The sequence below is a fragment of the Chitinophaga barathri genome (assembly GCF_003807585.1).
In the GTDB taxonomy this organism is placed as follows: domain Bacteria; phylum Bacteroidota; class Bacteroidia; order Chitinophagales; family Chitinophagaceae; genus Chitinophaga; species Chitinophaga barathri.
The window spans coordinates 285,864-311,421 of the sequence record NZ_RMBX01000004.1 but is presented as its reverse complement, the minus strand read 5'-3'; the positions used below and the strand labels follow the sequence as shown (position 1 = coordinate 311,421).

Here is a 25,558-nt window from a genome sequence, read left to right as displayed (position 1 = left end):
CCAAATCTTATGCCGGTAAGTTTATACCGCCATGTTAAAAAAATGCAAAATTCGTTTATTTCCGCCAAATGCGGAAGTATGCAATACAGTTGGCTTAAATTATAACATACTATTAAGGATTTCCTCGAGGTCCGCTTCGGTTTTAACGTTCACTTCCCGCGCTTTACTGCCCATATTGGGGCCAACGATCCCGGCTGCCTCCAGCTGGTCCATGAGGCGGCCCGCCCGGTTGTAACCCAGCTTCATCCTCCGCTGGAGCAACGAAGTGGAGCCTTGCTGGTTCTGCACGATCACGCGGGCGGCTTCTTCGAAGAGGGGGTCACGGTCCGCCAGGGAGAAGTCCTTGCCTTCCATGTCCTTTTCATCGATGTACTCCGGCAGCAGGAACGCATCCGGGTAACCACGCTGCTCACCGATGAATTCGGCCACTCTTTCCACCTCGGGTGTATCCACAAATGCGCACTGGAGGCGCACCAGCTCCCCGTTAAAGGAGATCAGCATGTCCCCCTGGCCAATGAGCTGCTCCGCCCCCCCGATGTCCAGGATGGTGCGGGAATCTATTTTGGATGATACTTTAAATGCGATACGCGCCGGGAAGTTCGCCTTGATCGTACCCGTAATGATGTTCACAGACGGGCGCTGCGTGGCGATGATCAGGTGGATACCCACGGCACGGGCCAGCTGCGCCAGCCTGGCGATCGGCATTTCCACTTCTTTGCCCGCCGTCATGATCAGGTCCGCAAACTCATCTATCACCAGCACGATAAACGGCAGGTAACGATGGCCTTTCTGCGGGTTGAGCCTGCGCTGGGTGAATTTGCCGTTGTATTCCCGGATGTTGCGGGTGCCCGCTTCTTTCAGCAGGTCATAACGCAGGTCCATTTCAATACAAAGCGCATTGAGCGTATGCACCACCTTTTTGGTGTCTGTGATGATCGCGTCTTCTTCACCGGGTAGTTTGGCGAGGAAGTGTTTTTCGATCAGTTTGTACAGCGAAAGCTCCACTTTTTTCGGGTCCACGAGCACAAACTTCAGCTGCGAAGGATGTTTTTTATACAACAGCGATACCAGCAGGGTGTTGATGCCCACCGATTTACCCTGCCCTGTGGCGCCCGCCATCAGCAGGTGGGGCATCTTGGCAAGGTCCGCGATAAAGTTTTCGTTGTCGATCTTTTTGCCGATGGCGATAGGCAGGTCCATCTGGCTGTGCTGGAACTTGTCGGAGGCCAGCATGTTGCGCAGGGACACGATCGTCTTTTTCACGTTCGGCACCTCGATACCGATGGTACCACGGCCCGGGATGGGCGCAATAATGCGGATGCCCAACGCGGAAAGGCTCAGCGCGATATCGTCCTCCAGGTTCTTGATCCTTGAAATACGTACACCTGCGGCGGGCACGATCTCGTACAGGGTTACGGTGGGCCCTACGGTGGCGCTGATCTTCTGGATAGCGATATCGTAGTTCTTCAGCGTATCGATGATCTGGTTTTTGTTTTTTTCCAGCTCAGTCGTGTCCTGCACGATCTTATCCGATCCATGGTTTTCCAGCATTTCCAGCGAAGGATATTTGTAATCCCGCAGGTCCAGGGTGGGCTCGTAGGGGTCTACGGGCACGGCTTCGCGCACGGGTACAATTTCTTCCACTTCTTCATCCGAAGGATCTTCGTACACCGGTTTGATCTCGAAAGCTACTTCTGCTGCTTCGGTGTTCTTTTTGGAAACAGGCGGAGGCGTGTATATCTCAGGTTCGGGTTCAAGCTCCGGTTCATGCATGGTCATGACCAGCTCTTCTTCAGGTTCGGGCTCTGGTTCCGGTACAGGTGTGGGCGGAATATAAGTAATGACCTTCGCGGCCGGTTCTTCTTTTTCGATAAGCTGAAGCTCCTGCTCAAAGTCCTCCTCTTCCGCGGGCGGGATGACCGTTATCTGGCTTCCATCGCCTTTCATGGCGTTGCTCTTTGCGGGCGCCGTAAATACCGGCGCCGGCTCTCCTTCCTCTTCTTCATCCGGCTCGCCAAATCCTGCAAAGGGTTCTTTTTCCTTCACCGGTTTGGGTTTCTTTTCGGGCCATTTGAAATCCACGTTGAACTTCCAGATGATCCAGCTAAGCCCGGCCACCAGCAGCAGCAAACCCGCGCCAGTCTTACCGAGGAAGCCGCTGGTCCAGCGGTTCAGGGCATCGCCCATCGCGCCGCCCCAGGGGAAGGTGGATTTGCCGGTAAGAAATGCAAACGTCATGCTGATAAACAGCAATCCGAAAATGATATATTTCACATTGCGCCAGAAGCGGAACACGCGGCGGCCTACAATGAAATTGATACCAATAATGAAAAAGAAATAACAGAACAGGTAAGAAGCGATGCCAAACCCTTTGAAGAAAAACCAGTGGGAAGTGAAAGCGCCAAGGCGGCCCAGCAGGTTGTCCACCTCCACTTCGTGCCTGAACAGCACCGAAGAAGAATACCGGTGTACCTTATCGAAATCTTCCTCCCAGGTGAAGAGGTAGGAAGTAAAAGCGATAAAGCAGTACAATGCCAGCAACAGGAAAAAAGCGCCCAGTACTTTATGGGTGCGCTCGTCCTTCACCAGTTCCTTCACCTTCACTTCAGGCTCCTTATCGGGCTTCAGGGTGGTTGGATCGGGTAGTTGCTCTTTTTTCTTTTTAGGTTCTTTCTTCTCTGATTTCAGTTTGTTACCTGCCATAATCGAAATCAAAATTAACTATTGCCCGGGCAATCGCGGAAATTATTTCTGCAGCCCGGTAATTTGCCGTGCCCAACTGGTCAGTTCGTCCAGAGCGGCCGGGGATATGGTTTGTGTAATGGTTTTGTATTCCTGTACGCTGCAGGTCCTGCACTCCTGGAACAGGTGGTTGAGGCCCGGCAGCTCTTTGATGGTCACACCGCGGATGCCCTTCTGCCATCCCGCCAGGTTCACACTGCTGATCACCTGTATGTCTTTCGCTCCGTTCATGGCCAGCACCGGGCATTTCACGGAAGGATAATATTTTGCGGGGTCAAAGCGGATGATGGACAGGTACTCGGGTACCATGTAGGCATTCACCAGCATTTTTGTATAGTTATCCTCTGTCACTGACGGCTTCAGCGAAGGGTTTGCGGCGTATTGTATTTGGGCGTTCTCCGCGATCCGGGCTTTCAGTTTCGCGGTATCCGGCTCTTCTGCAATGGCCGTGACCATAGCCCGCTGCTCTGCCACTTTGATCCGCACCATGCTGTCTTTCATGCCCATATTCCGGTAGATGGCTTCCGTCTGGGCCAGTATCATCTGTACGCCGTCCACGCCCGGTCCCGCCATGGAAACCAGGAAACCCAATGAAGGGTCTTCCGCCGCCACCGCCAGCCCGATGGCGCCGCCTTCGCTATGACCAATGATACCGGTCTTTTTTGTATCCACCTCTTTGCGGCTGCGGAGGTAAACCAGCGCGGCTTTGGCATCGCGGGTAAAATCCGCGATATCTGCCCCTTTCATTACGCCGGTGGAGGCTCCTATCCCACGGTCGTCGTAACGCAGCACGGCAAAGCCGTTTTTGGTAAGATGGTCCGCGATCACCTGGTAGGGTTTATGCCCCAGCATCAGCCCGTCCCGGTTCTGGCCGCCCGAGCCGCTGATGATGATCACCGCCGGGAATTTTCCATTGGTTTGCGGAAATGAAAAAGTGCCCGCCAGTGTGATGGAATCAACTTTGTTGGGAAACGTTACATCCTCGCTGATGTATTCCACAGCGGGCTTTGCCTCCTGCGCAAAAGCGCCGTGGCAAAGAAAAAGGAACAATAAACAGAGCGTGCTCAGTTTCATTTTTAACTTTTTTTCAGGCCGGTTTGTACGGCTATCCATTCCTGAATATACGCCAGAACTTCGGGAGATATTGTTTCAGGCAGCTCTCCGTATTCAAATATTGTGCAGGATTTACAACGCTGGAAAAGATGGTTGAGGCCGGGGAAGGCTTTTATGGTTACCCTGGAGTTGCCAGTGGCTGTCAGGCCGGTTTTCCATGCACGCAGGTTAGCCTCGCAGTCCACATGTACGTCCTTATCCCCGTTGACGGCCAGCACCGGGCATTTGATGCGGGAGTAAAATTTCGTGGGGTCATGCAGCAGCAAAGCCTTAAAACCAGGCCGTCTGTAATTCGCGATGTACATCTCCACAAATTGTTCTTTGGTGATCAACCCGCCCAGCCCTAGTTCGCCACTGTCGTATTGTTTCCCGACAAAATTGAAGATCCTGCTGTTCATAACAACGGTATCTGTTTCCTCCAGCACCACCTGGCGCAGGGTGTCCATGATATCTCTCAGCACTTTGCCTTCGGCCGCGGGCAGGTCTTTATACAGCAAGTTTGATTGTTCTTTCGCCATGAGGATACCGTCCTGCGCGGGGCCGGCCATGGACACAAAAAATCCCAGATATTTCTCCCCTGCTGCCATAATCTGCCCTATCATAGCGCCTTCACTATGGCCCAATATGCCGATCTTTCCGGGGTCGATGCCCGGTTCCTTCCTGAGGAAATTAAAAGCGGCCTGCGCATCAGCGGCAAAGTCGGGGAGTATGGCGCTTTCATAATCGCCGGTGGAACGGCTGGTACCGCGGTCATCGTACCGGAGCACGGCGATGCCGCGCCGGGTAAGATATTCCGCGATCACGAGGAACGGCTTTTTGCCTGCTATGGTTTCGTTCCGGTCGTGCGGGCCACTACCGGAAATGAGGATCACTGCGGGAACGGGTTTGTCCCCGGGCGGAATGATCAGCGTGCCGGAAAGCGTAATGTCTTTGTTGGGAATGCTGACGTCTTTATATGCACCCTTCTGTTGGGCATACGACGTGGCGGACAGTAATAAAAACAGGCATAGGGTGGCCTTTCTGATCATACAAACTTTATTTTTTGAGAATGCCCAGCAAAAGGCATACCCATCCGGCAATAAACGCCAGCCCGCCAATGGGCGTAATGGCGCCGATGCCGCGGAGCCCCACTGTTTCGGTGGCTTTCAGGAGGGTAAGCACGTACAGGGAACCGGAGAACAGAAGTATCCCTGCCAGGAAAAGCCTGCCAGCCCATACCAGCTGAGGCCCGGGCGTATGCGCATACAGGATACCCACGGCCAGCAAAGCAAAGACATGGTAAAACTGGTATGTAACGCCGGTCTGGAAGGTGCTCACGGTTTCAGGGGGCACCAGTTCCTTCAGCTTATGCGCGCCAAATGCGCCAAGGATCACTGCCAGTGCGCCCAAAAGCGCCGCCCATATGAGAAATGTTTTATGCATGCGGGATCAATTTATCAAAAGTTTCCAAAGATATCTCATCGTCGCTGATGATCACCTGACTTTGCTCATAAAAAGACTGGCGTTCCATTAATTTTTTCTCCGTGAAGGCGGCGAGGTCTTCCGCAGACATATCCTGGATAAGGGGTCTTTTGGCCTGTTTCCGTTGGAGCCGCTCCACCATTACGGGCACGGAAGGGTTCAGCCACACCGTGGTTCCCACGCTGTTCATGAAGTCCATCGTGTCTGAAAAACAGGGCGTGCCGCCGCCGCAGGAGATGAGAAATTCATCGTTGTCCAGCGCCAGCTCGCGCAGCACTTTGCCTTCCAGCTCCCGGAAATAGGTTTCGCCTTTTTCCGCGAAGATCTCGGCTACGGACATTTCCTCCCTTTCCACGATCACATCGTCCAGGTCAAAATAAGGAAGGTTCCAGTGTATGGCGAGTTGTTTGCCCCAATAGGATTTTCCGGCACCCATAAAACCGAGCAGAAATACTTTCATGTTTGTCTTATTGTTTTCTTTCCCCCGCCGTCCAGGCCAGGCATAGGTTATCTTCCAGGATGTATTGCAGGTCCAGGCAGGCGATCCGGTCGTCTTTCAGGAAGTCGCAGGTGATGAAACCAGCGGGTTGAAAGAGGAAGGATTGCAGCTGCATATTGGCTTTGAAGTCCAGCCCGCCGAGCCCGTACCATTTGTAGACCGCTTCTTTGGCGGACCAGCAGACGGTCTGGTGCTGCAGTTTATTGGCTGCGGACATAAACTCCACTTCCCTGGGGGCGAGGAACTTATGCGCCACACGGCCTATCTTTGGCTGAACGTTTTCAATATCAATGCCTACATGTTCCCTTTTGCTCACAATGGCGGCGGCATAATCGCCGCAATGCGAGATGGAAAAATAATAAGGATTTCCGGGAATATACGGTTTTCTGCTTTCGAGGATGCGGATTTCGTTCACGGGGAGGTCCGGGAACAGCAGTTGGAGGAGATAACGGCCGGCAAAATGCTGGAGACGCTTGTGGGGGTGGTGTACACCGGGCTCGATGTTGACCGCGGCCCTGAAAAAAGCTTCTTCTTCACCAATTTTCCACACTCCCAGCTTCGTGGCGGGGTCAATTTGTATCGTTCGTATTAAAGCCATAAATTCGCCGCTATTAAACGCGAATTTAAACGGAAATACCCAACTGGCCTAAACCTAAACAAACCACACATCATGATCTTGTCTGACAAAAGGATTTTAGAGGAAATTGAAAAGGGCACTATCGTGATCAGCCCTTATGATCGCAAATACCTGGGCACCAATTCCTACGACGTGCACCTGGGAAAATACCTCGCTACTTATGCGGACAGGGTGCTGGATGCCCGCAGGCATAACGAGATCCTGCATTTTGAGATTCCTGACGAAGGTTTTGTGCTCCAGCCAAACACGCTGTACCTGGGTGTAACGCTGGAATACACGGAAACCCATGCGCATGTGCCGTTCCTGGAAGGCAAAAGCAGTACGGGCCGCCTGGGTATAGACATCCATGCCACCGCCGGCAAGGGAGACGTTGGGTTCTGCAACACCTGGACGCTGGAAATTTCCTGCGCCCAACCCGTGCGTATATACGCGGGCATGCCTATCGGCCAGCTGATCTATTTCGCGGTAGAAGGCGAGATCGAAATCCTTTACAACAAAAAAGGCAATGCGAAATACAATGGCAGAACGGTGCGGCCGGTGGAAAGTATGATGTGGAAGAACGAATTTTAAGACACACTCAAATTCAAGATATCCTTAAAAAAGCGGGCGCTTCTAGTGAAGGGGCCGCTTTTTTTGATTGTAAATCCCGTGGCCAAGGTTAAGCACTTCCCCAAAACACACTTTCACTGGCGGTGTTTATGCAACTAATGTTTACCGGTAAGAATTTGCTCCGGCACGCCCCATTTTTTTATCGCTTCCCTGGCAGCTTCCAGCCTTTTTACGAAATATGGTTCCTTGCTGTAGTCCTGCATGTTTTTGCAAACTGTCACCTTAAAAGTGAATGGTTCTTTTTTATCTTTTTTCATATTCCCTGAAAGCATAAAAAACCTCGTTTTTATTGATTATAAATCTCGTTCCTGTGGCCAAGATCAAGCACTTCCACGGAAAGTATAAAATCGGTTATTGTATAAATGACCCTGTAATCCCCTACCCGGATACGGTAACCCTCCCTGCCTTTCAATTTTCTGTATCCATGCGGGCGCGGATTAAACGCCAAGGCGGCGATCGCTGTTTTGATCCTGGTATAGCCAGGGTCATCCATCCGTTCGAGCAACTTTAGCACCCGCGGTTGGATTGATACCCGGTACATTTATCAGGCTTTTTTACCCCGCCTGGCTTCCACCTGGCTGAATGCGTCCTTCATAGGCACGCCCTTGGCGGCAGATCGTTTGGCACGGTCGAAAAGACGGATGTCATCCAACTCTTCCAGGTCTTCCATCACTTTTTCAAATGCTTTGACAGGCAACACTACTGCTACTTTTTTTCCGGAGCTGTCAGTGATAAACTGAGCTTTCATTAATAACGCTTTACGGGTTAACGAATCTTTTTTACCAGTGGTTTTCGATGCTTTTTTTGCATCTTTTTTGGGCGCTGACTGTTTGTTTTTCTTTGCGTCTTTCAACGCTTTTTTATTTGCTGAGGTTGTAGTCATAACAACAAAGTTACTTTAATTAAGAACAGTATGCCTTAAGTAAAATTCTTCCTCTGCAAATCGCCGCCCCACTGGTATTTCGAAAGCAATTTAAACCAGTTTTCCATCCGGTCCAAACATCCGAGAAACTCTCCGAAACTCGGAGATATTCAAAGCAAAAAATTGCAAATTTCACTCCAATGCCCCATACGTCAATACCCTGAACTTCCTTACAAAATCGCCATACCATGCGTAAGGGCTCACATTCGTAAACACCAGCATGATCAGGCCCTCCTTCTTGTCTATCGTATGCTCTGAACAATAAGCGCCGCCCCAGGTAAGCGACCCCGGGCTGGCCTGATCCCCATACCGCGTATCGTCCGTAATGATCTGGAAACCCAGGCCAAACTTATCGTTGCGGTCCCACACAAAGTTATCGCCGATCTGGTTGCGGCCCATCAGGTCCACCGTTTTACGGGAAAGCAGGCGCACATTATTGTAACTGCCGCCGTTGAGTATCAGCTGGCAGATGATCGCATAATCCGACGCAGTGCACACCAGGCCCGCGCCACCGAGGAACAGCGTCTGTTTACCCCCAATCGGGAAAGTACGATTGCCCACGCTGCCGCTGAGTGTGATCGGGTCGTTCATCCTTCCTTTTGAATACAATTCCACGAGGCGGCCGGCTTTGGAAGCGGGCAGGTAAAAATAACTGTCTTTCATCCCCAGCGGCTTAAAGATGCGGCTGGCAAAGAAGTCGCTCAGATTCTGACCGGAGATCACTTCTACCACTCTCCCGGCAATATCGGTATTGTAACCATAGGTGAATTTTTCTCCAGGCTCATGCACCAGCGGGCGCGCCGCCACCTGCCTGATAAGCGAGTCCAGCGTAAGCCCGTCCAGGTCGCTGAGGGCGCCACCGGGCACCTTGTGCGTGGGGTGTTGGTAGGGAATGCCCGCGGTGTGGGACAACAAATGGCGGATGGTCACCATTTTTTTTGCTTTATGCAATACAGGCTGGCCCGTCGTTTTGTCCACACTGTCCAGCACCTGCATATCCCTGAACTCGGGCAGGAATTTGGCCACGGGATCGTCCAGGAACAGTTTTCCTTCCTCGTACAACATCAGCACGGCAATGGTGGTCACCAGTTTGGTCTGCGAAGCAATGCGGAAAAAGTCGTCCGTGCGCGCCGGTGTTTTCTTTTCAATATTGCTGTAACCGTACGCCTTGTTATGCACAATGCGGCCATTGTGGGCGATAAAAGTCACCGCGTTGGGCGCGTAACCTTTGGCAATAGCGTCGTTAAAAAAACTGTCTATACGGGCGAGCCTTTCGGCGGAAAACCCTGCCTCCGCGGCGTTCGTTGCCGGCTTTAGCGGTTGCTGCGCCATACAGGGCATGATAATCAAAACGCTGGCAAGGAAAAGGAATACTGTTTTCATAAACGTGATTGATATCCGAAATATAACGCGGAATTACGCATAAAAAAAGGGCGCCTTGATAACAGGACGCCCTTTCGTGATGAAATGCCGTGTATACGTTACTGAAGAAGCCCATCCATCAGGTGGTTGAATTCCTTTTTGTAGGTTTCGTAATGTTCACCCGTACCAGGACCGTTAAAGCCGGTATGCACCTCTTTCACTTTGCCTGTTTTGTCCAGGTAAATGGTCGTGGGGAAACCTTTCAGCGCCGTCAGCTGAGGCAGTGTTTTCTCCGTTTTCTGCGGATCTGAAGGTGTTACGCCGGTGATGAGCACAGGATAGGTTACATCAAACCGTTTGATAAAACTCTGCACCGCGCTTTTTGATTTATCAAAATCAGTCGTGCGTTCGTAACACAACATGATGATCTCCACGCCACGGTCTTTGTTCTGCTTGTACCAGTCGCTGAGATAAGCGGTTTCGTCCATACAGTTCGGGCACCAGGAGCCGGAGATCTGGATGATCACGGCTTTGTTCTTAAACCGTTCGTCTTTGATGGATACCTTCTGCCCGTTCACATCCGGGAAACTGAAATCCAGCGTGGCGCCGGTTTCTTTCACTGTGGCGATGGTGGTGGCGTCCTGGAGTTTGGCGGAGCTGTCTTTTTTTGCGGTGAACTGTTCTTTGTTCGTGATACCCGCGAAAAACACGCCGCTGCTGAGGGTGGAATCGTTTTCCACTTTGGCGGTGAACAGGTAGGCATGCGACCCGTCGAAGGTGGAAAGTTTCAGCGTATCGCCGTCCACAACGCCCTGCAGGTAACGGTAATCGCCGGTGGTGGTGAGATAGGTACCGGTCACCTCACTGCCGTTCTGTGCGAACTCACCGATGGCAAAGCTCGTATCCTTCCCATCTGCCGAGGTAAAATAAGTAGGCCAGCGGCCGGACACATTATGCTTGGAAGGGCTGGCGGTCAGAAAGCGGTCCGCGATGCCCGGTATGGCCTTGAACGCGATACTCACGTCCTTGTCTGCCAGGTGGCGAATCCACAGCCCCTGGAGGCTGCCGTCCGGCTGTAATGCGGTCTTAAATTCGGAATCAAAAAAGGGCATACGGATAAACACGGAATCTCCTTCCTGCCTTACATCATCCACCAGCATACGTTCGCCGGCGTTGATGATGTGAATGGATTTTTTACCGGAGCTGTCCGCCAGGTCGAAGTTAAACACGATATCCCCGCCGTCTTCCCGCAGCAGGTGAGCCTGCCAGGGGCCGGTGGCTAATGTTGCCTTTTTTTCCGCGCTGCATGCGGCCAGGCCTATCATGGCAGCGATCATTAATTTTTTCATAGTGTCTGATTAAGCATAGTTTCTTGCACCGAAAAGCAGGCTGCCGATGCGTACGAGCGTGCTGCCTTCTTCGAGCGCGAGTTTATAATCACCGCTCATGCCGGTGGATAATTCTTTGAAAAACGCCGTGCCGGGGAAATATTTTTCCCAGATGGTATCGCGCAGGATTTTGAGGCCCGCAAATTCTTTACGGATCTGCGTTTCATCGTCCGTATTGCTGGCCATGCCCATCAGGCCGGTGATGCGTATGCCGGAAAGGCTCCCCGCCTGGTCCAGCAGCTGGAACAGCTCCGTTTCATCCAGGCCGAACTTGGTTTCTTCCGTGGCGATGTGTACCTGCAACAGGCAGTCTATCACCCGTTTGTGTTTCAGGGCCTGTTTGCTGATCTCGGAAAGCAGCTTCAGGCTGTCCACCCCGTGGATCATACTCACAAACGGCGCGATGTATTTCACCTTGTTGGATTGGAGATGGCCGATGAAATGCCATTGCACGTCTTCCGGGAGAAGGCCGGCCTTTTCCACCATTTCCTGCACATAATTCTCACCGAATATGCGCTGGCCCGCTGTGTAAAGTTCCCGGATATCTTCAACGGGTTTGGTTTTTGATACCGCTACCAGCCTGGCATGGTAGGGTTCGAGCTGCTGCTGCACCTGCCGGTAGTTGTTAAAATTCACTGCCATATTCCTACAAAAATAATAGACTTTAAGCATTTAAAGCGCGGCCGGAAATGTAAAAGCCCCATAAATCCGGCCTGAATGCTGCAAAATATTCAACAATACCGGGGAAATGCTTGTTACCGTTAAATTCTGACAGGGTGATTTTTTTACATCCTCATTTTAAAATAGGTTTGTAGACACCAACAATCTTATCCTAAAACAAATTTTACATGGAATTTCAGTTAACGGAAGAACACCTGATGATCCAAAAAGCGGCAAGAGACTTTGCGGTGAACGAATTGTTGCCGGGCGTAATTGAACGCGACGAGCACCAGAAGTTTCCTACGGAACAAGTCAAAAAACTGGGCGAGCTGGGCTTCCTGGGCATGATGGTTGACCCTAAATACGGCGGCGCCGGGCTGGACACAGTTTCGTATGTGCTGGCCATGGAAGAGATCTCCAAAATAGACGCCTCCGCATCTGTCGTGATGAGCGTGAACAATTCCCTGGTATGCTGGGGCCTTGAAACCTACGGTACGGAAGAACAAAAACAGAAATACCTGGTACCACTGGCAAAAGGCGAAGTGATCGGCGCATTCCTGCTCAGCGAGCCGGAAGCCGGGTCCGACGCTACTTCGCAGCGTACTATCGGTGAAGATAAAGGCGATCATTACCTCCTGAACGGCACCAAAAACTGGATCACGAACGGTAATTCCGCCAGCACATACCTTGTTATGGTACAAACGCACACCGAAAAGGGCAGCAAAGGCATCAATGCGCTGATCGTGGAGAAAAACACACCAGGCATTACCATTGGCGTGAAAGAGAACAAACTGGGCATCCGTGGCAGCGATACGCACAGCGTAATGTTCCAGGACGTGAAGGTGCCGAAGGAAAACCGTATCGGCGAAGATGGTTTCGGGTTTAAGTTCGCCATGAAAACACTGGGCGGAGGCCGCATCGGTATTGCTTCCCAGGCCCTGGGCATCGCCAGCGGCGCATACGAGCTTGCTTTAAAATATTCCAAAACAAGAAAAGCATTCGGGAAAGAGATCTCCCAGCACCAGGCCATCCAGTTCAAACTGGCGGATATGGCCACCCGCATAGAAGCCGCCCGGCTGCTGTGCCTGCGCGCAGCATGGGAAAAGGACAATCAAATGGACTATACCCTCAGCGGCTCCATGGCAAAAGTGTTTGCCTCCGAAACCGCTATGTGGGTGACCACGGAAGCGGTGCAGGTGCACGGCGGCTATGGTTATGTAAAAGAATATCACGTGGAGCGCCTCATGCGCGACGCGAAGATCACACAGATATACGAAGGCACGTCCGAAGTTCAGCGGATCGTGATCAGCCGCAGCATACTGGGATAAACCCGGTTAGACGTTGGAATTTATCGTAATACGATTACCTTTGTTCCAGCATAAGCGGTTACACACCAAAACATTGTATGAAAAACATCAAGATCATTGAGGTTAAATCCGAGATTGGCGCGGGCACACGCGGCGCCAGCCTGGGAGTGGATGCCATCAGGATTGCCGCGCTCGATTTTATGAGCAATTTCTTTGTACACTTCCCCACAGAAGAGATCGAAACAGAGAACAAACTTCTTTTTGAACCGATAGAATCCCCCTACGCCAAACGTATCAAAGGCACACATGCCTTATATGAGCGCATCAGCAAAAGCGTTTGCGATACTATCAAACAAAACTGGTTTCCCGTGGTGCTGTCCGGCGATCACAGCACGGCCGGGGCCACCATTGCGGGGCTCAAGATAGCAAGGCCCAAAGCCAAGCTGGGCGTGATATGGATAGACGCGCACGCGGACCTTCACACGCCTTTCACCACGCCTTCCGGTAATATGCACGGTATGCCGCTGGCCATTTCCATCGCGGAAGACAATGAAGACCACAAGGTGCATGAGCTGGACGATAATACCCTGCGGATGTGGAACAACCTGAAAAACCTCGGGAAAATATCACCCAAGGTACTGCCGGAAGACATTGTATTCATCTCCCTCCGGGATTATGAAAAAGAAGAAGAGCACCTGATCAAAAAGTACGGCATGAAGGTGTTCACCACTAACGAGGTGCGCCGTAAAGGCCCTGAAGCCATTGCCCGTTCCGTATTCCGTTATCTCAGCGACTGCGAGTATATCTATGTTTCCTTTGACGTGGACAGCCTGGACGCGTCTATCTCCCGCGGCACGGGCACGCCTGTGAGCAACGGCCTGAGGGAAAGGGAAGCGGAAGACCTTATCTCGAAATTTATGCAGCACCGTAAGATCTGCTGTTTTGAGATCACGGAAGTGAACCCCACGCTGGACAGGGAAAACCTGATGGCGGAGATCGCGTTTAACATCCTTCAGCGGAGCGTGAATGTGCTGATGATGAACTAATATATATCAGGGGGTGGTTAGAGGAAGGTTAGGGAGCGGTATTATAACGGTATTGTACCGATACAGTGCCAGCATCATAGTAGCATACCTGGACTTTACCTGGACTTTACCTGGACTTTACCCGGACTTTACCCGGACTTAGAAGGGCGTTTTGGGTTATTTATATCCTGTAATATGCCATCAGCCATCCTATTACTTCGCTGTAGCTGCGGATACCATGTTTCTGGCGGTTCGCTTTGAGGTACTGATCATACAGGACCGCCGAATAATCATCTACCGGTCCTTCATATTGTTCATAAAACTTTATCAGTTTCCGTACATCTTCCCGCACGCCCGGCGCCGTTTTATCCCACAAAACCCTTGCCAGATAACTATTCCGGCGCCCCAGCCTTCGGATGCTGTAGAGCAGCATATCAAAATTGGCGGCATAACGGAAACGGCCGTCTTCCATCCTGCTGGCAGCCAGGTATCCCACAAAATTCGCATCTTCTTCCGGTGCAAAACCTAGCTGATGAGCTATTTCATGACAGGTCACAAAAGGCTGCTGGAAAGCGGGCACCGTGGTGTTCACCTGCGCTTCATTTGTAAAAGGATTGAGGTAACCGGTTACACCCAGGTAATTGAGGTATTTGTTGAACATAGAGGATTTTACGGAAGTATGCCGATAAACCAGTGTGGGAGCAGATTTCGCGAGATTATTATATCCTTTGGCGGCCATTTTAAACATTTCTTCTTTGCCGAGCGGCTTTGTATCCATCACAGCCCTGTCGCGATTCACGAGTTTTACCAGCGTATCCGTGAGCAGGTAAAGGTCCGCGGTGGTATAGTCCTTCGTTTTAAAACCCAGGTGCGCCACCATGGTAGTGCGGTGGTAATGCCCGCCCCAGAACAGCAGGAAAATAAAATACAGCCAGAGCAGGGAAGAAACGCCTTTTAATGCCATCGCCAGCAATTCCTTCCATCGGCCACGAATGAGCACCCATAAGGTTCTTAACAAAAAAATTATACCAATTACGACCCAGACGCTGTATATTACATCGCCAATACTGAAAGGCACCCTTCCAAAAATATTTCTTAATAAAGTACTGATAAACTCGTACCACCTATGAAAGTAGAGCTCTGCCAGCCACCCATCAGCGGCAATGATCCAGGTCAGCAAAAGTATACCCGTTATACTGATCGCAATTGAAATGACATGTTTTCTGAGCTGAACCCTTGTTTCCATTTTAAGTTGAAGGACTATGATTGATGAAATGATCAAACGGGAGCTGAACACAACCCTGTCCCGCCAATTATCGGTGAAAATACAGATAAATCACGCAGAGCGGATACACGGCGGTGATATCAATGAAACTTTCCTGCTGGATACTTCCGAGGGCCGGTATTTCCTCAAGATGAACGATGCGCGCAAATATCCCGATATGTTCGAAAAGGAACTGAGCGGGCTGGAAGAGCTGGGGGCGGCCAACGTCATCACCGTGCCCAGGCCGCTTTGTTTCGGTACCGCGGGCAACCGTGCGTTCCTGCTGCTGGAATACCTGGATAAAGGCAATGCGGCGCCCGATTTCTGGGAGAACTTCGCGGCCTCCGTTGCACGCCTGCACGACCAGACGAGGCCTTATTTCGGGCTGAATGCCGCCAATTATATCGGATCACTCAAACAATACAATACACCTTATTCCAGCTGGGCGGTTTTTTATGCGTTTAACCGCCTGATGCCGCTGGCTAAAATGGCTTTTGACAATTACAGGATAGACAAACCCGTGTTGCAGCAGCTGGAGAATCTCTGCAGGCGCCTGCCCCAGCTGTTCCCGGACGAGCCGCCCTCCCTCCTGCACGGTGACCTGTGGAGCGGTAATTTCCTCGTTGGCAGCAATGGCAAAGCGGTGATCTTCGACCCCGCGGTATATTACGGTCACCGTGAAATGGACCTGGCTATGACGCGCCTGTTCGGCGGGTTCGACACAAGGTTCTATTACACATACCAGGCCATCCGCCCCCTGGAATCAGGATGGCAGCAGCGGCTGGGCCTGTGCCAGCTGTACCCTTTACTGGTACACCTCAATCTTTTCGGCGGGAATTACTTCAATGATGTGAAGGATGTGTTACAACAATACAATTAGGAATTTTCATGATTCTTCACGAACGCATACATCTTTTGTAATTCGGATTCGATAGTGGGATAAAGATTGTTCACTTCCGTGGTGATCTCTTCCAGCATGCCAGGGATCACGTCCAGGTCTTCCGCTTTGCGCAGTATCCCTTCAAGGGCTTCCATTTTACCTGTCACCCAGGTAAGCCCCACCATTGAAAAGTTAGGCTTGATCTTGTGGACCTGGAATTTAAGTTTTTCCCAGTCCCTCTCCTGCGCCACTTTCTCCAGTTTCCCCATTTCCTCTTTGATGGTCATTACAAATATCTCGAAGAGATCGATGGCGTAACCGATATTGCTTTCATAGAGGGTGTTCAGGTATCTGACGTCGAGCGCCGGATGGAATTCGTAACCACTTATATTTTGCACTTCCATAATGATTTCTGTTTCGTCTTCGTTGAGATACTTGTTCAGCACCTGCAACAATTGATCTGGCGTATAGGGTTTGGTCAGTATGTCCGTAATACCGATGCTGCGCGCCATTGATATCGTGCTGGGCACGGCCGCCGCGGTAGTGGCGATGACGGGCGTGGCCACATTCGGCCGGCTTTCATCTTCCCTGATCTTCCTTGCCAGCTCAAAACCGTCCATGCCGGGAATGCGGATGTCCATCAGCACCAGGTCATACTGCCTGGATTCGAGGAAATACAGCGCATCGGGGCCGTTTGTGGCCAGCTGGTAATGTATCTTATATTTTTCCAGCAGGCTGATGATGTATTTCAGGTTCATCGGGTTATCCTCCACCACCAGCACTTTCGCCTGCCCGAAATCGATCCTTGAATATTTGTTTTCCAGTTCCTCCCCGGCGGCCGGGTTCACGGACTTCCGGGTGTCTATGAAAGGCAGCGTAAAACTGAAACAGGTGCTGAATTCCGGCCCTTCTTCCACGGATATTTTCCCGCCCTGCAGTTCCACCAGCTGTTTGGCGATGGCCAGTCCCAGGCCTGTGCCGCCATACCGCTCGCGGATGTCTTTTTCCGCCTGTTTGTAGTTCTGGAAGATCAGTTCCAGCTTGTCTTTCTGGATACCGATGCCGGTATCGCATACCTTAAACCTGATCCAGAGCGCATTGCCCTGTATGTTTTCAAGATAAACCTTTATTGCAATTTCACCTTCTTTGGTGAATTTCTCCGCATTACCTAACAAATTCATCAGTATCTGGTTCAAAATCATATCGTCCCCGATGAGCAGGGAATCGATGCGTTTGTCCAGTTCCACCGTCACCTGCACCGGCCTTTGGGCCAGTTTCAGCTGGAAGGTGTGTTTCATGCTCTGGATGAGGTCCCGCAGGTCAAATTCCCGGGGATGCACTTCCTGTTTGCCGGCTTCGATCTTGGAAATATCCAGGATGTCCGTGATCAGGCCGTGGAGGATGCCGGAGGAGTGTTTAAGGATCTTGATGTATTCCTTTTGCTCCTCGTTGAGGGTGGTTTCGTCCAGCAGGTGGGCCATACCGATGATGGCATTGAGGGGTGTACGTATTTCGTGGCTCATATTGGCCAGGAACTCCTTTTGAGCGCGCTGGGCTTCCTCGGCGGCCTGTTTAGCCACTTCCAGCTCCTTTTGCAGTATTTTCTGGGGGGTAATGTCCATATGGATGCCCACGCCGCCGATGGGGTTGCCTTCCCGGTCGTAGATATTGCCGGAGCTGGCCAGCACCCATTTGCGGGTGCCGTCTTTCAGCACGATCTCCATATCGTACAGCAGGGCGAGTTTCTTTTCCACGCGGTAACGGCGGAGGTTGCGGGCATATTCCCGGTTCTCTTCGGGCACAAATACGTCCGTAATGTTGCGGCCGATCAGCTCCTCCTCGGTGTAGCCGGACATGCGGCAGAAACTCTCATATACTTTGAGGATAATGCCTTCCAGGTCCGTTTCGCAAAGGGCGGCGTTGAGATTATCGAGGATCACCCGGTATTTTTCGTCCGTACGTTTCAATTCTTCCTGCCACTGGCGGTGACGGGTAACGTCCACGATCTGCCAGATGCTGCCGGCAAAACGGCGGCCGTCGAACACGGGGATATAACTTATTTCGCGGATATGACCTGTTTTGAAGGTCAGTTCCCAGCCGAAGAATGGTTTTTTCTTTTTCCGTAACTCTTTCATTTTCAGCTCAAATCCGGCTGATTCCGCTAAAAGGGGGGCAATATGGTCAATAAACGGCTGAAAGGCCAGGTTGATGACATTGCCGGAGTACGGGAAGGTGTTGTAACCCATGAACACGTCGTTGCCCCAGATGAAACGGTGTTTTTCATCGGAAACAAGTACGCCTGCATTGGTATTCTGGAGGTAAACTGAAATGGGGAGGGCAAAAATATCCGGTAACCCTTCTGTTGGGGAGGGAGTGGTCTTCAGAGAGCGTTTTTTTGTCCGGCCTATTCTACCTTTAGGTGCCATATCGTCTGGGGAATAGGGGGCTTTATAGGATTTCATAAGGCATACACAAGAAATTGTCCGAGTACGGTATGAAGTTATTAATTTTGACGAAAGTATCTATTCCTAAATATCTGACATTTTTATATATTTTCATATATAATATCTGGTTGACAATCAACAAAAGTAGGAAATTTTTGCTTTTGCGAATATTTGTTTACCTTTGCATCCCTCTAAAAGTGAGGTTTTAGATATGAAGCAACTCCGCGAATTCGACATAGCTTTTGTAGGTCTGACGCCCGGGGTGCATACATTCCAATACCAGATCACTGACAGTTTCTTTGAGAACTACGGTCAGCAGGATTTCTCGAACTGTAACGCCACTGTAAAGTTGCAGTTTGACAAGAAAACGGGGTTTTTCCTGTTGAAATTCGAGGTTGGGGGTACTGTGACAGTTACCTGCGACCGCTGCGGCCAGCCTTTCGAGATGCAGTTATGGGATGATTTTAACCAGGTGGTAAAGCTGGTGGAGAATCCCGAGGAGATGAATGCTGATGAAGATCCGGATGTTACATATATCAACCGGACGGAAAGCCACCTGAACGTGGCGGACTTCGTGTACGAATTCATCAATCTCAGCATCCCGATGCAGCGCATCCACCCGGACAATCCGGACGGAACCAGCGGCTGCGATCCGAAAGTGCTGGAGATGCTGGCAAAAATGAACAAACCGGGCGACGACGATACGAACCCGATCTGGAAAGGATTGGAAAAGTTTCGTGACAATTAAAAACAAATACGTAGACAATTAAAAATTAAATAAGATGCCGAATCCTAAACGCAGACACTCGCAACAAAGATCAGCTAAGAGAAGAACGCATTACAAGGCAGTTGCTGACACTTTAAGCACAGACAGCGCTACCGGCGAAGTGCACCTGAGACACCGTGCTCATTGGGTAGAGAACAAACTGTTCTACAAAGGAAAAGTTGTTTTGGAAAAACAAGCTGCCGCTAAATAATAATTTTTACTAATTTTACACCCGAGCTAACAGACAAATTACAGTTCATGAGAATCGGGCTTGATATGATGGGTGGCGACTATGCCCCCGCAGAAGCAGTAAAAGGAGTACAGTTATTTTTAGACAGTGTTGCAACAGATGCGCACCTTGTGCTGATTGGTGATGAGCAGGCCTTAACACCGCTGCTCTCGGGCGCAAAGTTGGACCAATCAAGATATACAGTTGTTCATTCATCCCAGGTTATCGGGATGAATGAACACCCTACCAAAGCACTTAAGGAAAAGCCGCAGTCTTCCATCTCCATCGGCTTTTATCTTCTACAGAACAAAAAGATTGACGCGTTCATCAGCGCCGGCAACACCGGGGCAATGATGGTAGGCGCGATCTATTCCATCAAACTTATCGAAGGCGTTCAGCGCCCCACCATTTCGACCATCCTCCCCCGCGAGAACGGTACTTTGGGGCTGTTGCTGGATGTGGGCATCAATGCGGACTGCAAGCCGGAAAACCTGGTTCAGTTCGCCATTCTTGGTTCCCTCTACTCCCAATACATCATGGGCACCTCTGCTCCGAAAGTAGGCCTCCTGAATATCGGGGAAGAAGAAGGCAAGGGCAACCTGCTCGCTCAGGCCACCTATCCCCTGCTGAAAGAGAACCCCCTCCTCAACTTCATCGGTAATGTGGAAGGCCGCGACATCTTCAAAGACACCGTGGACGTGATCGTCTGCGAAGGTTTTACGGGCAACGTGGTACTGAAAATGGCCGAGTCCTTCCATGACGTGGCCGTACGCCGCAACATCAAGGATGAATACTTCAACCGGTTCGATTTTGAACAATACGGCGGCACACCCGTTCTGGGCGTGGCGGAACCGGTGATCATCGGGCACGGTATTTCCGGCGCCAGGGCTTTCTCCAACATGATCAACCTCGCCAAACAAATGATCGAAAGTAAGCTGCTGGATAAGATCAAGGAAAGTTTTGTTGTTACCAACGAAAGCTAAAGTCTTACAGCATTAAAAATAGTAAAGACCGTCCCGGTATATCACCGGGACGGTTTTTTTTTATGCCCGGAATACCGGGAAACCAGTAGCCATAAAAACAGAAAACCATGAAATTAAACCCGCTCTGGCAAAGGGTTTGGGGGCATTCAGCAATAACACTACCTTAGCCCCGGAAACCAGATTATAAACATCAACCCACATTTAACCGAAATGAAAAAAATCATCTTCTTCTCCCTGCTCCTGTTATCCGCCAGCACCTACGCCCAGGAAAAAGTAGAAAAGTACTGCGAGCTGATCGCTACTGCCAAAATGTTCAGCACGAAAGTGACGATCGAGATCGACTTCGGGCAGGAAAAAAAGTTCTTTGAATTTAAAGACGCGCGGATCAAAGACGACCTGGGCAAAGCGAAAAATTTCAACTCCGTGGTAGACGCGTTGAACTACATGGGTTCGCTGGGTTGGAAATTCGTGGATGCATATCCGTTAACAGAAGGTGGCGGATCAAAAGTCCTGCACTTTTTCTTCAAAAAAGAATTCCTGAAATCAGAGCTTACGGAAGGTACCGCAAAAGCCGACGCGAAGTAAATTCATACCCTATGCCACCAGCGGCAGCCTGACAAAAAACGTAGTACCCATGCCCGGCGTGGTTTTGAACCAGATCTCACCGCCCGCCTGCTCTACAATGTTCTTACACATCGCAAGGCCCAGGCCGGTACCGGAGGATTTCGTCGTGAAGTTCGGCACGAATATTTTCGGCTGTACTTCCGGCGGAATGCCGGTACCGTTGTCTATCACTTCCACGATCACATGGTCGCCGCCTTCTTCCTGTACACTGAGGGTCACATGCCCCTCCTGCCCTTCCGGAATGGCCTGTATCGCGTTTTGCAGCAGGTTGGTGAACACGCGGTTGATCTGCGTTTTATCCGCATCCACCCGGTAAGGTTTTTCCTGCCGCTCATAATAAATATGACATTCGGGGCTGCTCATATACAGCGCTGTAACGGATTGCAGTACTTCGCCCAGTGAAAACACCTCGTTATTTACTTTCGTGATATGCGCAAAGGCCGCAAAGTCCGACGCGATATTGGACAGGTGCTCTATCTGCTCCACCAGCGTGTTCGCCACGCTGCGCGAGAGCGCTTTTACATCCGGTGAATCGTTGGCGATCGCGCGTTGCAGGTATTGAATGCTCAGCTTCATGGGCGTGAGCGGGTTTTTGATCTCGTGCGCCACCTGCCGCGCCATTTCACGCCAGGCCCCTTCCCTTTCGCTTTTGGCCAGCATTTCGGCGCTCACTTCCAGCTTCTGCACCATCTTGTTGTACTCCGCCACCAGCAGGCCGATCTCATCGTCGTTGTCCCACTGTATCTGTTCGTTGTGCTGCCCGAGGTTTACGCTGCGCAGTTTATTCGTGATCAGGGAGAAGGATTTGGTGATGGTATTGGAGATCAGCAGCACCAGCAGGCCCGCGATCAGGAAGATAAACGCATTGATATTGATCAGCGCCACCAGGAAGGTGGATATCTGTTGGTTCAGCTCCGTCTGCGTGGCGAAGTAAGGCACATTGAGATACGCAAATACCCGCCCCTGGCTGCGTAGCGGCACATAACTGCTGATGTATTTCATATCGCCGATCCGCTCTTCCTGTATGTACTGGATCTTGCTGAGCCTGCTCAGCTGGAAATACGCCACGGGGTTCATCGCCTCCGAAAGCAGGCCCTTTTCTATCATGAGCGGCTGCGCGGAAAGCTGCAACTGGCCGTCTGTATCGTAAATATTGATGTCCACGTTGTGCTCCGTGGCAATGTCTCCAATAGCAATGGAAAGCCGCGAAGCAAAAATGGAATCATAGATCATATCCATTTCATCGAACTGGCGGAGCGTGTAAAATTCTTCTTCGATATCCTGCCCGATGCTGTGCACGGTCTTGCTGAGTTTTTCCGCATTCTCCGCGCGGTAGCGGCCATAGAAGAACAATATCGTGGCCAGGCCCAGCGCCAGGAAAGCGAACACCACAGCGCCGATGATGGTGGTCTGCACTTTGGTGCGGATGCTCAGCTTCACCAGCGTACGCAGGTTGGACATGCGGAGCCTTGCTTTGATCAGCAGGTCCAGCAGGCTGTAAATACCGATAATGAGCAGGAACAGGCAGAACATGTAGGCGAACAGGGTGATGAACTCCAGGAAATTCGCCGTCTTCCGCACCATCACCACCAGCTTGTCTTTGGACGCTTTGTAATACAGCAGCGAGTTTTTCCCTTCTTCTTCAAACACCGCATCGGCGCCAGGGATCTCCCCGGGGCTGAGGCGCGTCCTAAAGGGATAATTGCCGTGATTGTTCACCAGCACGCCTTTGTCGTACACGGCGTACGAATACTGGTCCGTGATCTCCTGCCCGAGATCGTCCGCGCCCGCTTCTATGAGCAGCTCCGGGTACAGCCTGTCCGGCTGCGCGATCTCCGCTTCGGAGCGTACTTCGTAAAACAAATATCCCACGGGCAGGCCGTCGTACCCCGTGAATTCTTTTTTGCCGATATAACTGTAATCGCGGAAACTGCGCTCGTCGTAATACAGGTCGTTGCCCAGCACATGCGCCAGGGTATTGCCCATGATGCGGCCCTGCAAAGCGATGAAGGGCACGGGATCGCTGTTGTACAACGGTTGGCCTTCCGCATCGTAGGTGTAGAAGGATAAAAGGAACCGGCTGAGGTAACGCGGGAAATATTTTTCGCGCAGCATGGCTTCCAGCTTCTGTTTGTAATCTCTTGTAGGACTTTGGAAATACTGGCGTACGAATGCGTCTTTGGTCAGCCGCTCCCCTACGTCGTTCAGCAGGGTCTCTGTGTAGGGATCGCGCTGCTTGGAAAGGTTCTGCGCCACGCGGAGGCGGGTGGTCAGCTCTTTCTGGTTGTTGTAATAAATGAGTACCGCGGAGGTGGTGACGGTCATCATCAGCATCCACATGATAAAGGGCAGCGTGGCGGAGCTATTGGAAAAACGCAGCTCCAGCAGATCCAGTATCCCCACATAGCCCAGCAGCCAAAACATCAGCACCACCGACGCGCTGAAATCCGGCAGGTTAAACCTGAAGGCCAGCCATATGAGGCCCACCACCGCCAGGGAGATGTATTTCGTGCGGTACTGGAAATCCGTCAGTTGGTTCAGCAGGTAATTGACGATCTGCGAAAAGAACAGAAAGCTGATGGCGATGAAACCCAGGCTCATGCTGCCGATCACGCTGTATTCGTTCAGGCTGAAAAAGTTAGTGACGTCGTAGGATATCTTGGAATCTATTACAAGACTGCGTATCAGGTCCAGCAGGAACTGCCCGGCGATGAACATCACGAGCCCCGCGGTGCCGATGATGAGCCAGCCCTGCCACTTTTTGCGGAGCACTGGCGGGTGGATAGTGCGCACATGCTGCCGGAAAAAGAGGATCAGCCAGAACGTGAGCAGCACGTTCAGCGAGAGGTCGCCCAGGCTGCGGAATACATCATCCTTCGCGTAGATCGTGGGTTTGAAGAGGTTCAGGCTACCCAGGTCTATCGGGAAAGGATACAGGTACGTGAGCAGCCGAAAGCCCGCCACCACTACCAGCAGGAAGAGGAACCCCCAGCCCGGCGTGAGCTTTTTGGCCATCAGCGTGGCAAAAAGATTGATGAATATAAACACGCAGATGCAGCCCAGCGTGAGCAGCAATACGCTGGTGAGACTGGGGGAGGCTTCTGATTTGGAAGGATCGTAGTGGAGGTAAAACAGGATGGTCTGGTTCGCATCCAGCACGGGCAGGCCGGGCGGGCGGTTCTGAATGGTATATTCATGCCCTATGGCGGGGCGGCCGTAGAACGAGCTGCCCAGGTAATCGTTGCTGATGGCGAACTCTTCTTTTACCGGGATAAGCCCTACCAGGTATTTCCGGGGGCCGGCGCGGTGGCACATGATCACATAATGCCCGTTTGCCAGTCTCCTGAACGTAACGCCGGGAAAAAAACCTTCGCTCACCGGCGGCTGTACGGTGTTTGTACTCCAGAATTTCAGGCGGGGGCCGTATTCCAGAGAATCGTACGCGAACACGAAGAAGTTCTCTCCGTAGATTTCTTTTACCGTGCGTTCGTTATAATTCCCTTTGAAAAAACTATTCACCACCGCCGTATCCGCAGCCAGTTCGGCAAATGCCTGCTGCCGGCTGCTGATGTCGCTTTCCAGGCTGCGCTGCACACCATGGGGGGAAGAATAATAACTCCAGTAGTTGTTGAACAGGAACGCGAAGGTGAACAGCCATGCCGCAATGATGAGCAGATAACCGTTCCGGAGGATAAAGAACCTTATTTCCTTGATATCGAGCATATGTTATTCGCCTTCCTTTACTTTGTTCCAGAGGCCATCCATTTCCGTCAGGCTCATTTCGTCCAACCTTTTGCCGTTTTGGGCGGCCATTTCTTCCATGAGCATAAACCGGCGGAGGAATTTTTTATTGGTACGTTCCAGGGCGTTTTCAGCGTCTGTTTTCAAAAACCGGCTGTAGTTCACCAGGGAGAACATCAGATCGCCGAATTCGGCCTCTATTTCGTCCTGATCGCCTTTTTCGACGGCTTCCCGGAGCTCGCCCATTTCTTCTTCCACTTTATCCCATACCTGCTCCCGGTTATCCCACTCAAAACCCACCTGTTTGGCCTTTTCCTGGAGCCGCATGGCCTTCACCAGGGCGGGCAGCGCCACGGGCACCCCGCTGAGCACGGATTTTTTCCCTTCTTTGAGTTTCAGCTTTTCCCAGTTCTGCTTCACTTCCTCCGCGTCGGCCACCTGCACGTCCCCGTAGATATGCGGGTGACGGGCCACGAGTTTGTCGCACACGCCGTTGATCACGTCCGTGATGGTGAACTGCTGTTGTTCCGCGCCGATCTTCGCGTAGAACACGATATGCAGCATCAGGTCGCCCAGTTCTTCCTTTATGCCTTTAAAATCCTCGTCCGTAATGGCATCGGCCAGTTCGTACAATTCTTCGATGGTGAGCTGCCGGAGGGACTGGATGGTTTGTTTCCTGTCCCAGGGGCATTTCTCCCGCAGGTCGTCCATAATCTGTAATAATCGGCTAAAGGCTTGTTCCGGCTGCATAACATTTAATATTAATGATCTGGCGCTAAGAAGCGGTAAAATAATGCAATTTCAGGATATCCGCGCGGGTGGAAAAGCTGGCCGGTTTATTGTTAATTTCTTTTTCTTGGCGGAATAGCCAATTTAATTAGCTTTGCGGCCTTAGCAAAATC

The 25,558-nt window shown here is 51.3% G+C and carries 24 protein-coding genes; 8 read left to right on the top strand and 16 right to left on the bottom strand.

From position 1 onward, the window contains the following. Positions 1-99: 99 nt before the first annotated feature. From EG028_RS09550 to EG028_RS09525, 6 genes are read right to left on the bottom strand one after another with little or no spacing between them, the layout of a single operon-like run. Positions 100-2,703 carry an FtsK/SpoIIIE family DNA translocase gene (locus tag EG028_RS09550; RefSeq protein WP_120516130.1) on the bottom strand — a complete coding sequence of 868 codons (2,604 nt, stop codon included), beginning with the start codon at positions 2,701-2,703 and terminating at the stop codon, positions 100-102. A 42-nt stretch (positions 2,704-2,745) separates the two neighbouring features. Next, the gene (locus tag EG028_RS09545; protein ID WP_162946396.1) at positions 2,746-3,816 is read right to left on the bottom strand and encodes an alpha/beta hydrolase family protein; all 1,071 of its coding nucleotides are present in this window, start codon (positions 3,814-3,816) and stop codon (positions 2,746-2,748) included. A gap of 2 nt (positions 3,817-3,818) precedes the next feature. Continuing rightward, positions 3,819-4,883, bottom strand: a complete 1,065-nt coding sequence (locus EG028_RS09540; protein WP_120516132.1) for an alpha/beta hydrolase family protein — start codon at positions 4,881-4,883, stop codon at positions 3,819-3,821. A 7-nt stretch (positions 4,884-4,890) separates the two neighbouring features. Beyond that, positions 4,891-5,277: a DUF423 domain-containing protein gene (locus EG028_RS09535; RefSeq protein WP_120516133.1), complete on the bottom strand. Its 387-nt coding sequence runs from the start codon at positions 5,275-5,277 to the stop codon at positions 4,891-4,893. Then, on the bottom strand, positions 5,270-5,776 hold the full coding sequence (locus tag EG028_RS09530) for a shikimate kinase (RefSeq protein WP_120516134.1): 507 nt from the start codon (positions 5,774-5,776) through the stop codon (positions 5,270-5,272). Before EG028_RS09530 ends, EG028_RS09535 begins: the two co-directional genes overlap by 8 nt. 7 nt (positions 5,777-5,783) lie before the next feature. Then, a complete protein-coding gene (locus EG028_RS09525; RefSeq protein ID WP_120516135.1) occupies positions 5,784-6,413 on the bottom strand; it encodes a 4'-phosphopantetheinyl transferase family protein in 630 nt (209 codons plus the stop codon). Between the two features lie 72 nt (positions 6,414-6,485). On the opposite strand from EG028_RS09525, the gene dcd reads away from it, so the two are divergent. Next, positions 6,486-7,022 carry a dCTP deaminase gene (gene dcd, locus EG028_RS09520; RefSeq protein WP_120516136.1) on the top strand — a complete coding sequence of 179 codons (537 nt, stop codon included), beginning with the start codon at positions 6,486-6,488 and terminating at the stop codon, positions 7,020-7,022. Positions 7,023-7,156: 134 nt separating this feature from the next. Here the strand turns inward: dcd and EG028_RS27670 are convergent, their stop codons facing one another. The 6 genes from EG028_RS27670 to EG028_RS09495 form a co-directional block, all read right to left on the bottom strand. Further along, the gene (locus tag EG028_RS27670) at positions 7,157-7,333 is read right to left on the bottom strand and encodes a hypothetical protein (RefSeq protein WP_162946398.1); all 177 of its coding nucleotides are present in this window, start codon (positions 7,331-7,333) and stop codon (positions 7,157-7,159) included. A 14-nt stretch (positions 7,334-7,347) separates the two neighbouring features. Then, positions 7,348-7,602, bottom strand: coding sequence for a type II toxin-antitoxin system RelE family toxin (locus EG028_RS28065; RefSeq protein ID WP_120516137.1), 255 nt, complete (start codon positions 7,600-7,602; stop codon positions 7,348-7,350). Between the two features lie 3 nt (positions 7,603-7,605). Continuing rightward, positions 7,606-7,944 (bottom strand): hypothetical protein, encoded by a 339-nt coding sequence (locus tag EG028_RS27825; protein ID WP_206614418.1) that lies wholly within the window; start codon positions 7,942-7,944, stop codon positions 7,606-7,608. Between the two features lie 171 nt (positions 7,945-8,115). Continuing rightward, entirely contained in the window at positions 8,116-9,366 is a 1,251-nt protein-coding gene (locus EG028_RS09505) for a serine hydrolase domain-containing protein (RefSeq protein ID WP_120516138.1), read from the bottom strand. A 98-nt stretch (positions 9,367-9,464) separates the two neighbouring features. Next, the gene (locus EG028_RS09500; protein WP_120516139.1) at positions 9,465-10,694 is read right to left on the bottom strand and encodes a TlpA disulfide reductase family protein; all 1,230 of its coding nucleotides are present in this window, start codon (positions 10,692-10,694) and stop codon (positions 9,465-9,467) included. A 9-nt stretch (positions 10,695-10,703) separates the two neighbouring features. Then, positions 10,704-11,375, bottom strand: a complete 672-nt coding sequence (locus tag EG028_RS09495; protein WP_120516140.1) for a YggS family pyridoxal phosphate-dependent enzyme — start codon at positions 11,373-11,375, stop codon at positions 10,704-10,706. Positions 11,376-11,581: 206 nt separating this feature from the next. Between EG028_RS09495 and EG028_RS09490 the strand changes: the two genes are divergently transcribed. Both EG028_RS09490 and EG028_RS09485 read left to right on the top strand, forming a co-directional pair. After that, on the top strand, positions 11,582-12,721 hold the full coding sequence (locus EG028_RS09490; RefSeq protein ID WP_120516141.1) for an acyl-CoA dehydrogenase: 1,140 nt from the start codon (positions 11,582-11,584) through the stop codon (positions 12,719-12,721). Positions 12,722-12,798: 77 nt separating this feature from the next. After that, positions 12,799-13,746, top strand: coding sequence for an arginase (locus tag EG028_RS09485; RefSeq protein ID WP_120516142.1), 948 nt, complete (start codon positions 12,799-12,801; stop codon positions 13,744-13,746). Between the two features lie 160 nt (positions 13,747-13,906). Here the strand turns inward: EG028_RS09485 and EG028_RS09480 are convergent, their stop codons facing one another. After that, entirely contained in the window at positions 13,907-14,971 is a 1,065-nt protein-coding gene (locus EG028_RS09480; RefSeq protein ID WP_120516143.1) for a DUF3810 domain-containing protein, read from the bottom strand. A gap of 16 nt (positions 14,972-14,987) precedes the next feature. Here EG028_RS09480 and EG028_RS09475 point away from each other — a divergent pair, with 16 nt between their 5' ends. After that, positions 14,988-15,869, top strand: coding sequence for a fructosamine kinase family protein (locus EG028_RS09475; protein WP_120516144.1), 882 nt, complete (start codon positions 14,988-14,990; stop codon positions 15,867-15,869). Here the strand turns inward: EG028_RS09475 and EG028_RS09470 are convergent. Continuing rightward, positions 15,866-18,295 (bottom strand): PAS domain-containing hybrid sensor histidine kinase/response regulator, encoded by a 2,430-nt coding sequence (locus EG028_RS09470; RefSeq protein ID WP_162946402.1) that lies wholly within the window; start codon positions 18,293-18,295, stop codon positions 15,866-15,868. The two genes, EG028_RS09475 and EG028_RS09470, sit on opposite strands and share 4 nt — an antisense overlap. Positions 18,296-18,524: 229 nt before the next feature. On the opposite strand from EG028_RS09470, the gene EG028_RS09465 reads away from it, so the two are divergent. The 4 genes from EG028_RS09465 (at position 18,525) to EG028_RS09450 (ending at position 20,876) form a co-directional block, all read left to right on the top strand. Beyond that, positions 18,525-19,061, top strand: a complete 537-nt coding sequence (locus EG028_RS09465; RefSeq protein WP_120516146.1) for a YceD family protein — start codon at positions 18,525-18,527, stop codon at positions 19,059-19,061. Positions 19,062-19,095: 34 nt separating this feature from the next. Continuing rightward, positions 19,096-19,290, top strand: a complete 195-nt coding sequence (rpmF, locus tag EG028_RS09460; protein WP_120516147.1) for a 50S ribosomal protein L32 — start codon at positions 19,096-19,098, stop codon at positions 19,288-19,290. A gap of 47 nt (positions 19,291-19,337) precedes the next feature. Beyond that, entirely contained in the window at positions 19,338-20,291 is a 954-nt protein-coding gene (gene plsX / locus EG028_RS09455; protein ID WP_120516148.1) for a phosphate acyltransferase PlsX, read from the top strand. 210 nt (positions 20,292-20,501) lie between these two features. Then, positions 20,502-20,876 carry a hypothetical protein gene (locus EG028_RS09450; RefSeq protein WP_120516149.1) on the top strand — a complete coding sequence of 125 codons (375 nt, stop codon included), beginning with the start codon at positions 20,502-20,504 and terminating at the stop codon, positions 20,874-20,876. Between the two features lie 9 nt (positions 20,877-20,885). Here EG028_RS09450 and EG028_RS09445 read toward each other — a convergent pair whose 3' ends face one another. After that, complete coding sequence (locus tag EG028_RS09445; RefSeq protein ID WP_120516150.1) at positions 20,886-24,638, bottom strand: sensor histidine kinase; 3,753 nt, start codon at positions 24,636-24,638, stop codon at positions 20,886-20,888. 3 nt (positions 24,639-24,641) lie between these two features. After that, the gene (mazG, locus tag EG028_RS09440) at positions 24,642-25,406 is read right to left on the bottom strand and encodes a nucleoside triphosphate pyrophosphohydrolase (protein WP_120516151.1); all 765 of its coding nucleotides are present in this window, start codon (positions 25,404-25,406) and stop codon (positions 24,642-24,644) included. Positions 25,407-25,558 lie beyond the last annotated feature (152 nt).

Coding starts and splice junctions, on each gene's coding strand:
- EG028_RS09550 (WP_120516130.1), bottom strand. CDS start 2,703: ATGGCAGGTAACAAACTGAAATCAGAGAAGAAAGAACCTAAAAAGAAA.
- EG028_RS09545 (WP_162946396.1), bottom strand. CDS start 3,816: ATGAAACTGAGCACGCTCTGTTTATTGTTCCTTTTTCTTTGCCACGGC.
- EG028_RS09540 (WP_120516132.1), bottom strand. CDS start 4,883: ATGATCAGAAAGGCCACCCTATGCCTGTTTTTATTACTGTCCGCCACG.
- EG028_RS09535 (WP_120516133.1), bottom strand. CDS start 5,277: ATGCATAAAACATTTCTCATATGGGCGGCGCTTTTGGGCGCACTGGCA.
- EG028_RS09530 (WP_120516134.1), bottom strand. CDS start 5,776: ATGAAAGTATTTCTGCTCGGTTTTATGGGTGCCGGAAAATCCTATTGG.
- EG028_RS09525 (WP_120516135.1), bottom strand. CDS start 6,413: ATGGCTTTAATACGAACGATACAAATTGACCCCGCCACGAAGCTGGGA.
- dcd (WP_120516136.1), top strand. CDS start 6,486: ATGATCTTGTCTGACAAAAGGATTTTAGAGGAAATTGAAAAGGGCACT.
- EG028_RS27670 (WP_162946398.1), bottom strand. CDS start 7,333: ATGCTTTCAGGGAATATGAAAAAAGATAAAAAAGAACCATTCACTTTT.
- EG028_RS28065 (WP_120516137.1), bottom strand. CDS start 7,602: ATGTACCGGGTATCAATCCAACCGCGGGTGCTAAAGTTGCTCGAACGG.
- EG028_RS27825 (WP_206614418.1), bottom strand. CDS start 7,944: ATGACTACAACCTCAGCAAATAAAAAAGCGTTGAAAGACGCAAAGAAA.
- EG028_RS09505 (WP_120516138.1), bottom strand. CDS start 9,366: ATGAAAACAGTATTCCTTTTCCTTGCCAGCGTTTTGATTATCATGCCC.
- EG028_RS09500 (WP_120516139.1), bottom strand. CDS start 10,694: ATGAAAAAATTAATGATCGCTGCCATGATAGGCCTGGCCGCATGCAGC.
- EG028_RS09495 (WP_120516140.1), bottom strand. CDS start 11,375: ATGGCAGTGAATTTTAACAACTACCGGCAGGTGCAGCAGCAGCTCGAA.
- EG028_RS09490 (WP_120516141.1), top strand. CDS start 11,582: ATGGAATTTCAGTTAACGGAAGAACACCTGATGATCCAAAAAGCGGCA.
- EG028_RS09485 (WP_120516142.1), top strand. CDS start 12,799: ATGAAAAACATCAAGATCATTGAGGTTAAATCCGAGATTGGCGCGGGC.
- EG028_RS09480 (WP_120516143.1), bottom strand. CDS start 14,971: ATGGAAACAAGGGTTCAGCTCAGAAAACATGTCATTTCAATTGCGATC.
- EG028_RS09475 (WP_120516144.1), top strand. CDS start 14,988: ATGATTGATGAAATGATCAAACGGGAGCTGAACACAACCCTGTCCCGC.
- EG028_RS09470 (WP_162946402.1), bottom strand. CDS start 18,295: ATGGCACCTAAAGGTAGAATAGGCCGGACAAAAAAACGCTCTCTGAAG.
- EG028_RS09465 (WP_120516146.1), top strand. CDS start 18,525: ATGAAGCAACTCCGCGAATTCGACATAGCTTTTGTAGGTCTGACGCCC.
- rpmF (WP_120516147.1), top strand. CDS start 19,096: ATGCCGAATCCTAAACGCAGACACTCGCAACAAAGATCAGCTAAGAGA.
- plsX (WP_120516148.1), top strand. CDS start 19,338: ATGAGAATCGGGCTTGATATGATGGGTGGCGACTATGCCCCCGCAGAA.
- EG028_RS09450 (WP_120516149.1), top strand. CDS start 20,502: ATGAAAAAAATCATCTTCTTCTCCCTGCTCCTGTTATCCGCCAGCACC.
- EG028_RS09445 (WP_120516150.1), bottom strand. CDS start 24,638: ATGCTCGATATCAAGGAAATAAGGTTCTTTATCCTCCGGAACGGTTAT.
- mazG (WP_120516151.1), bottom strand. CDS start 25,406: ATGCAGCCGGAACAAGCCTTTAGCCGATTATTACAGATTATGGACGAC.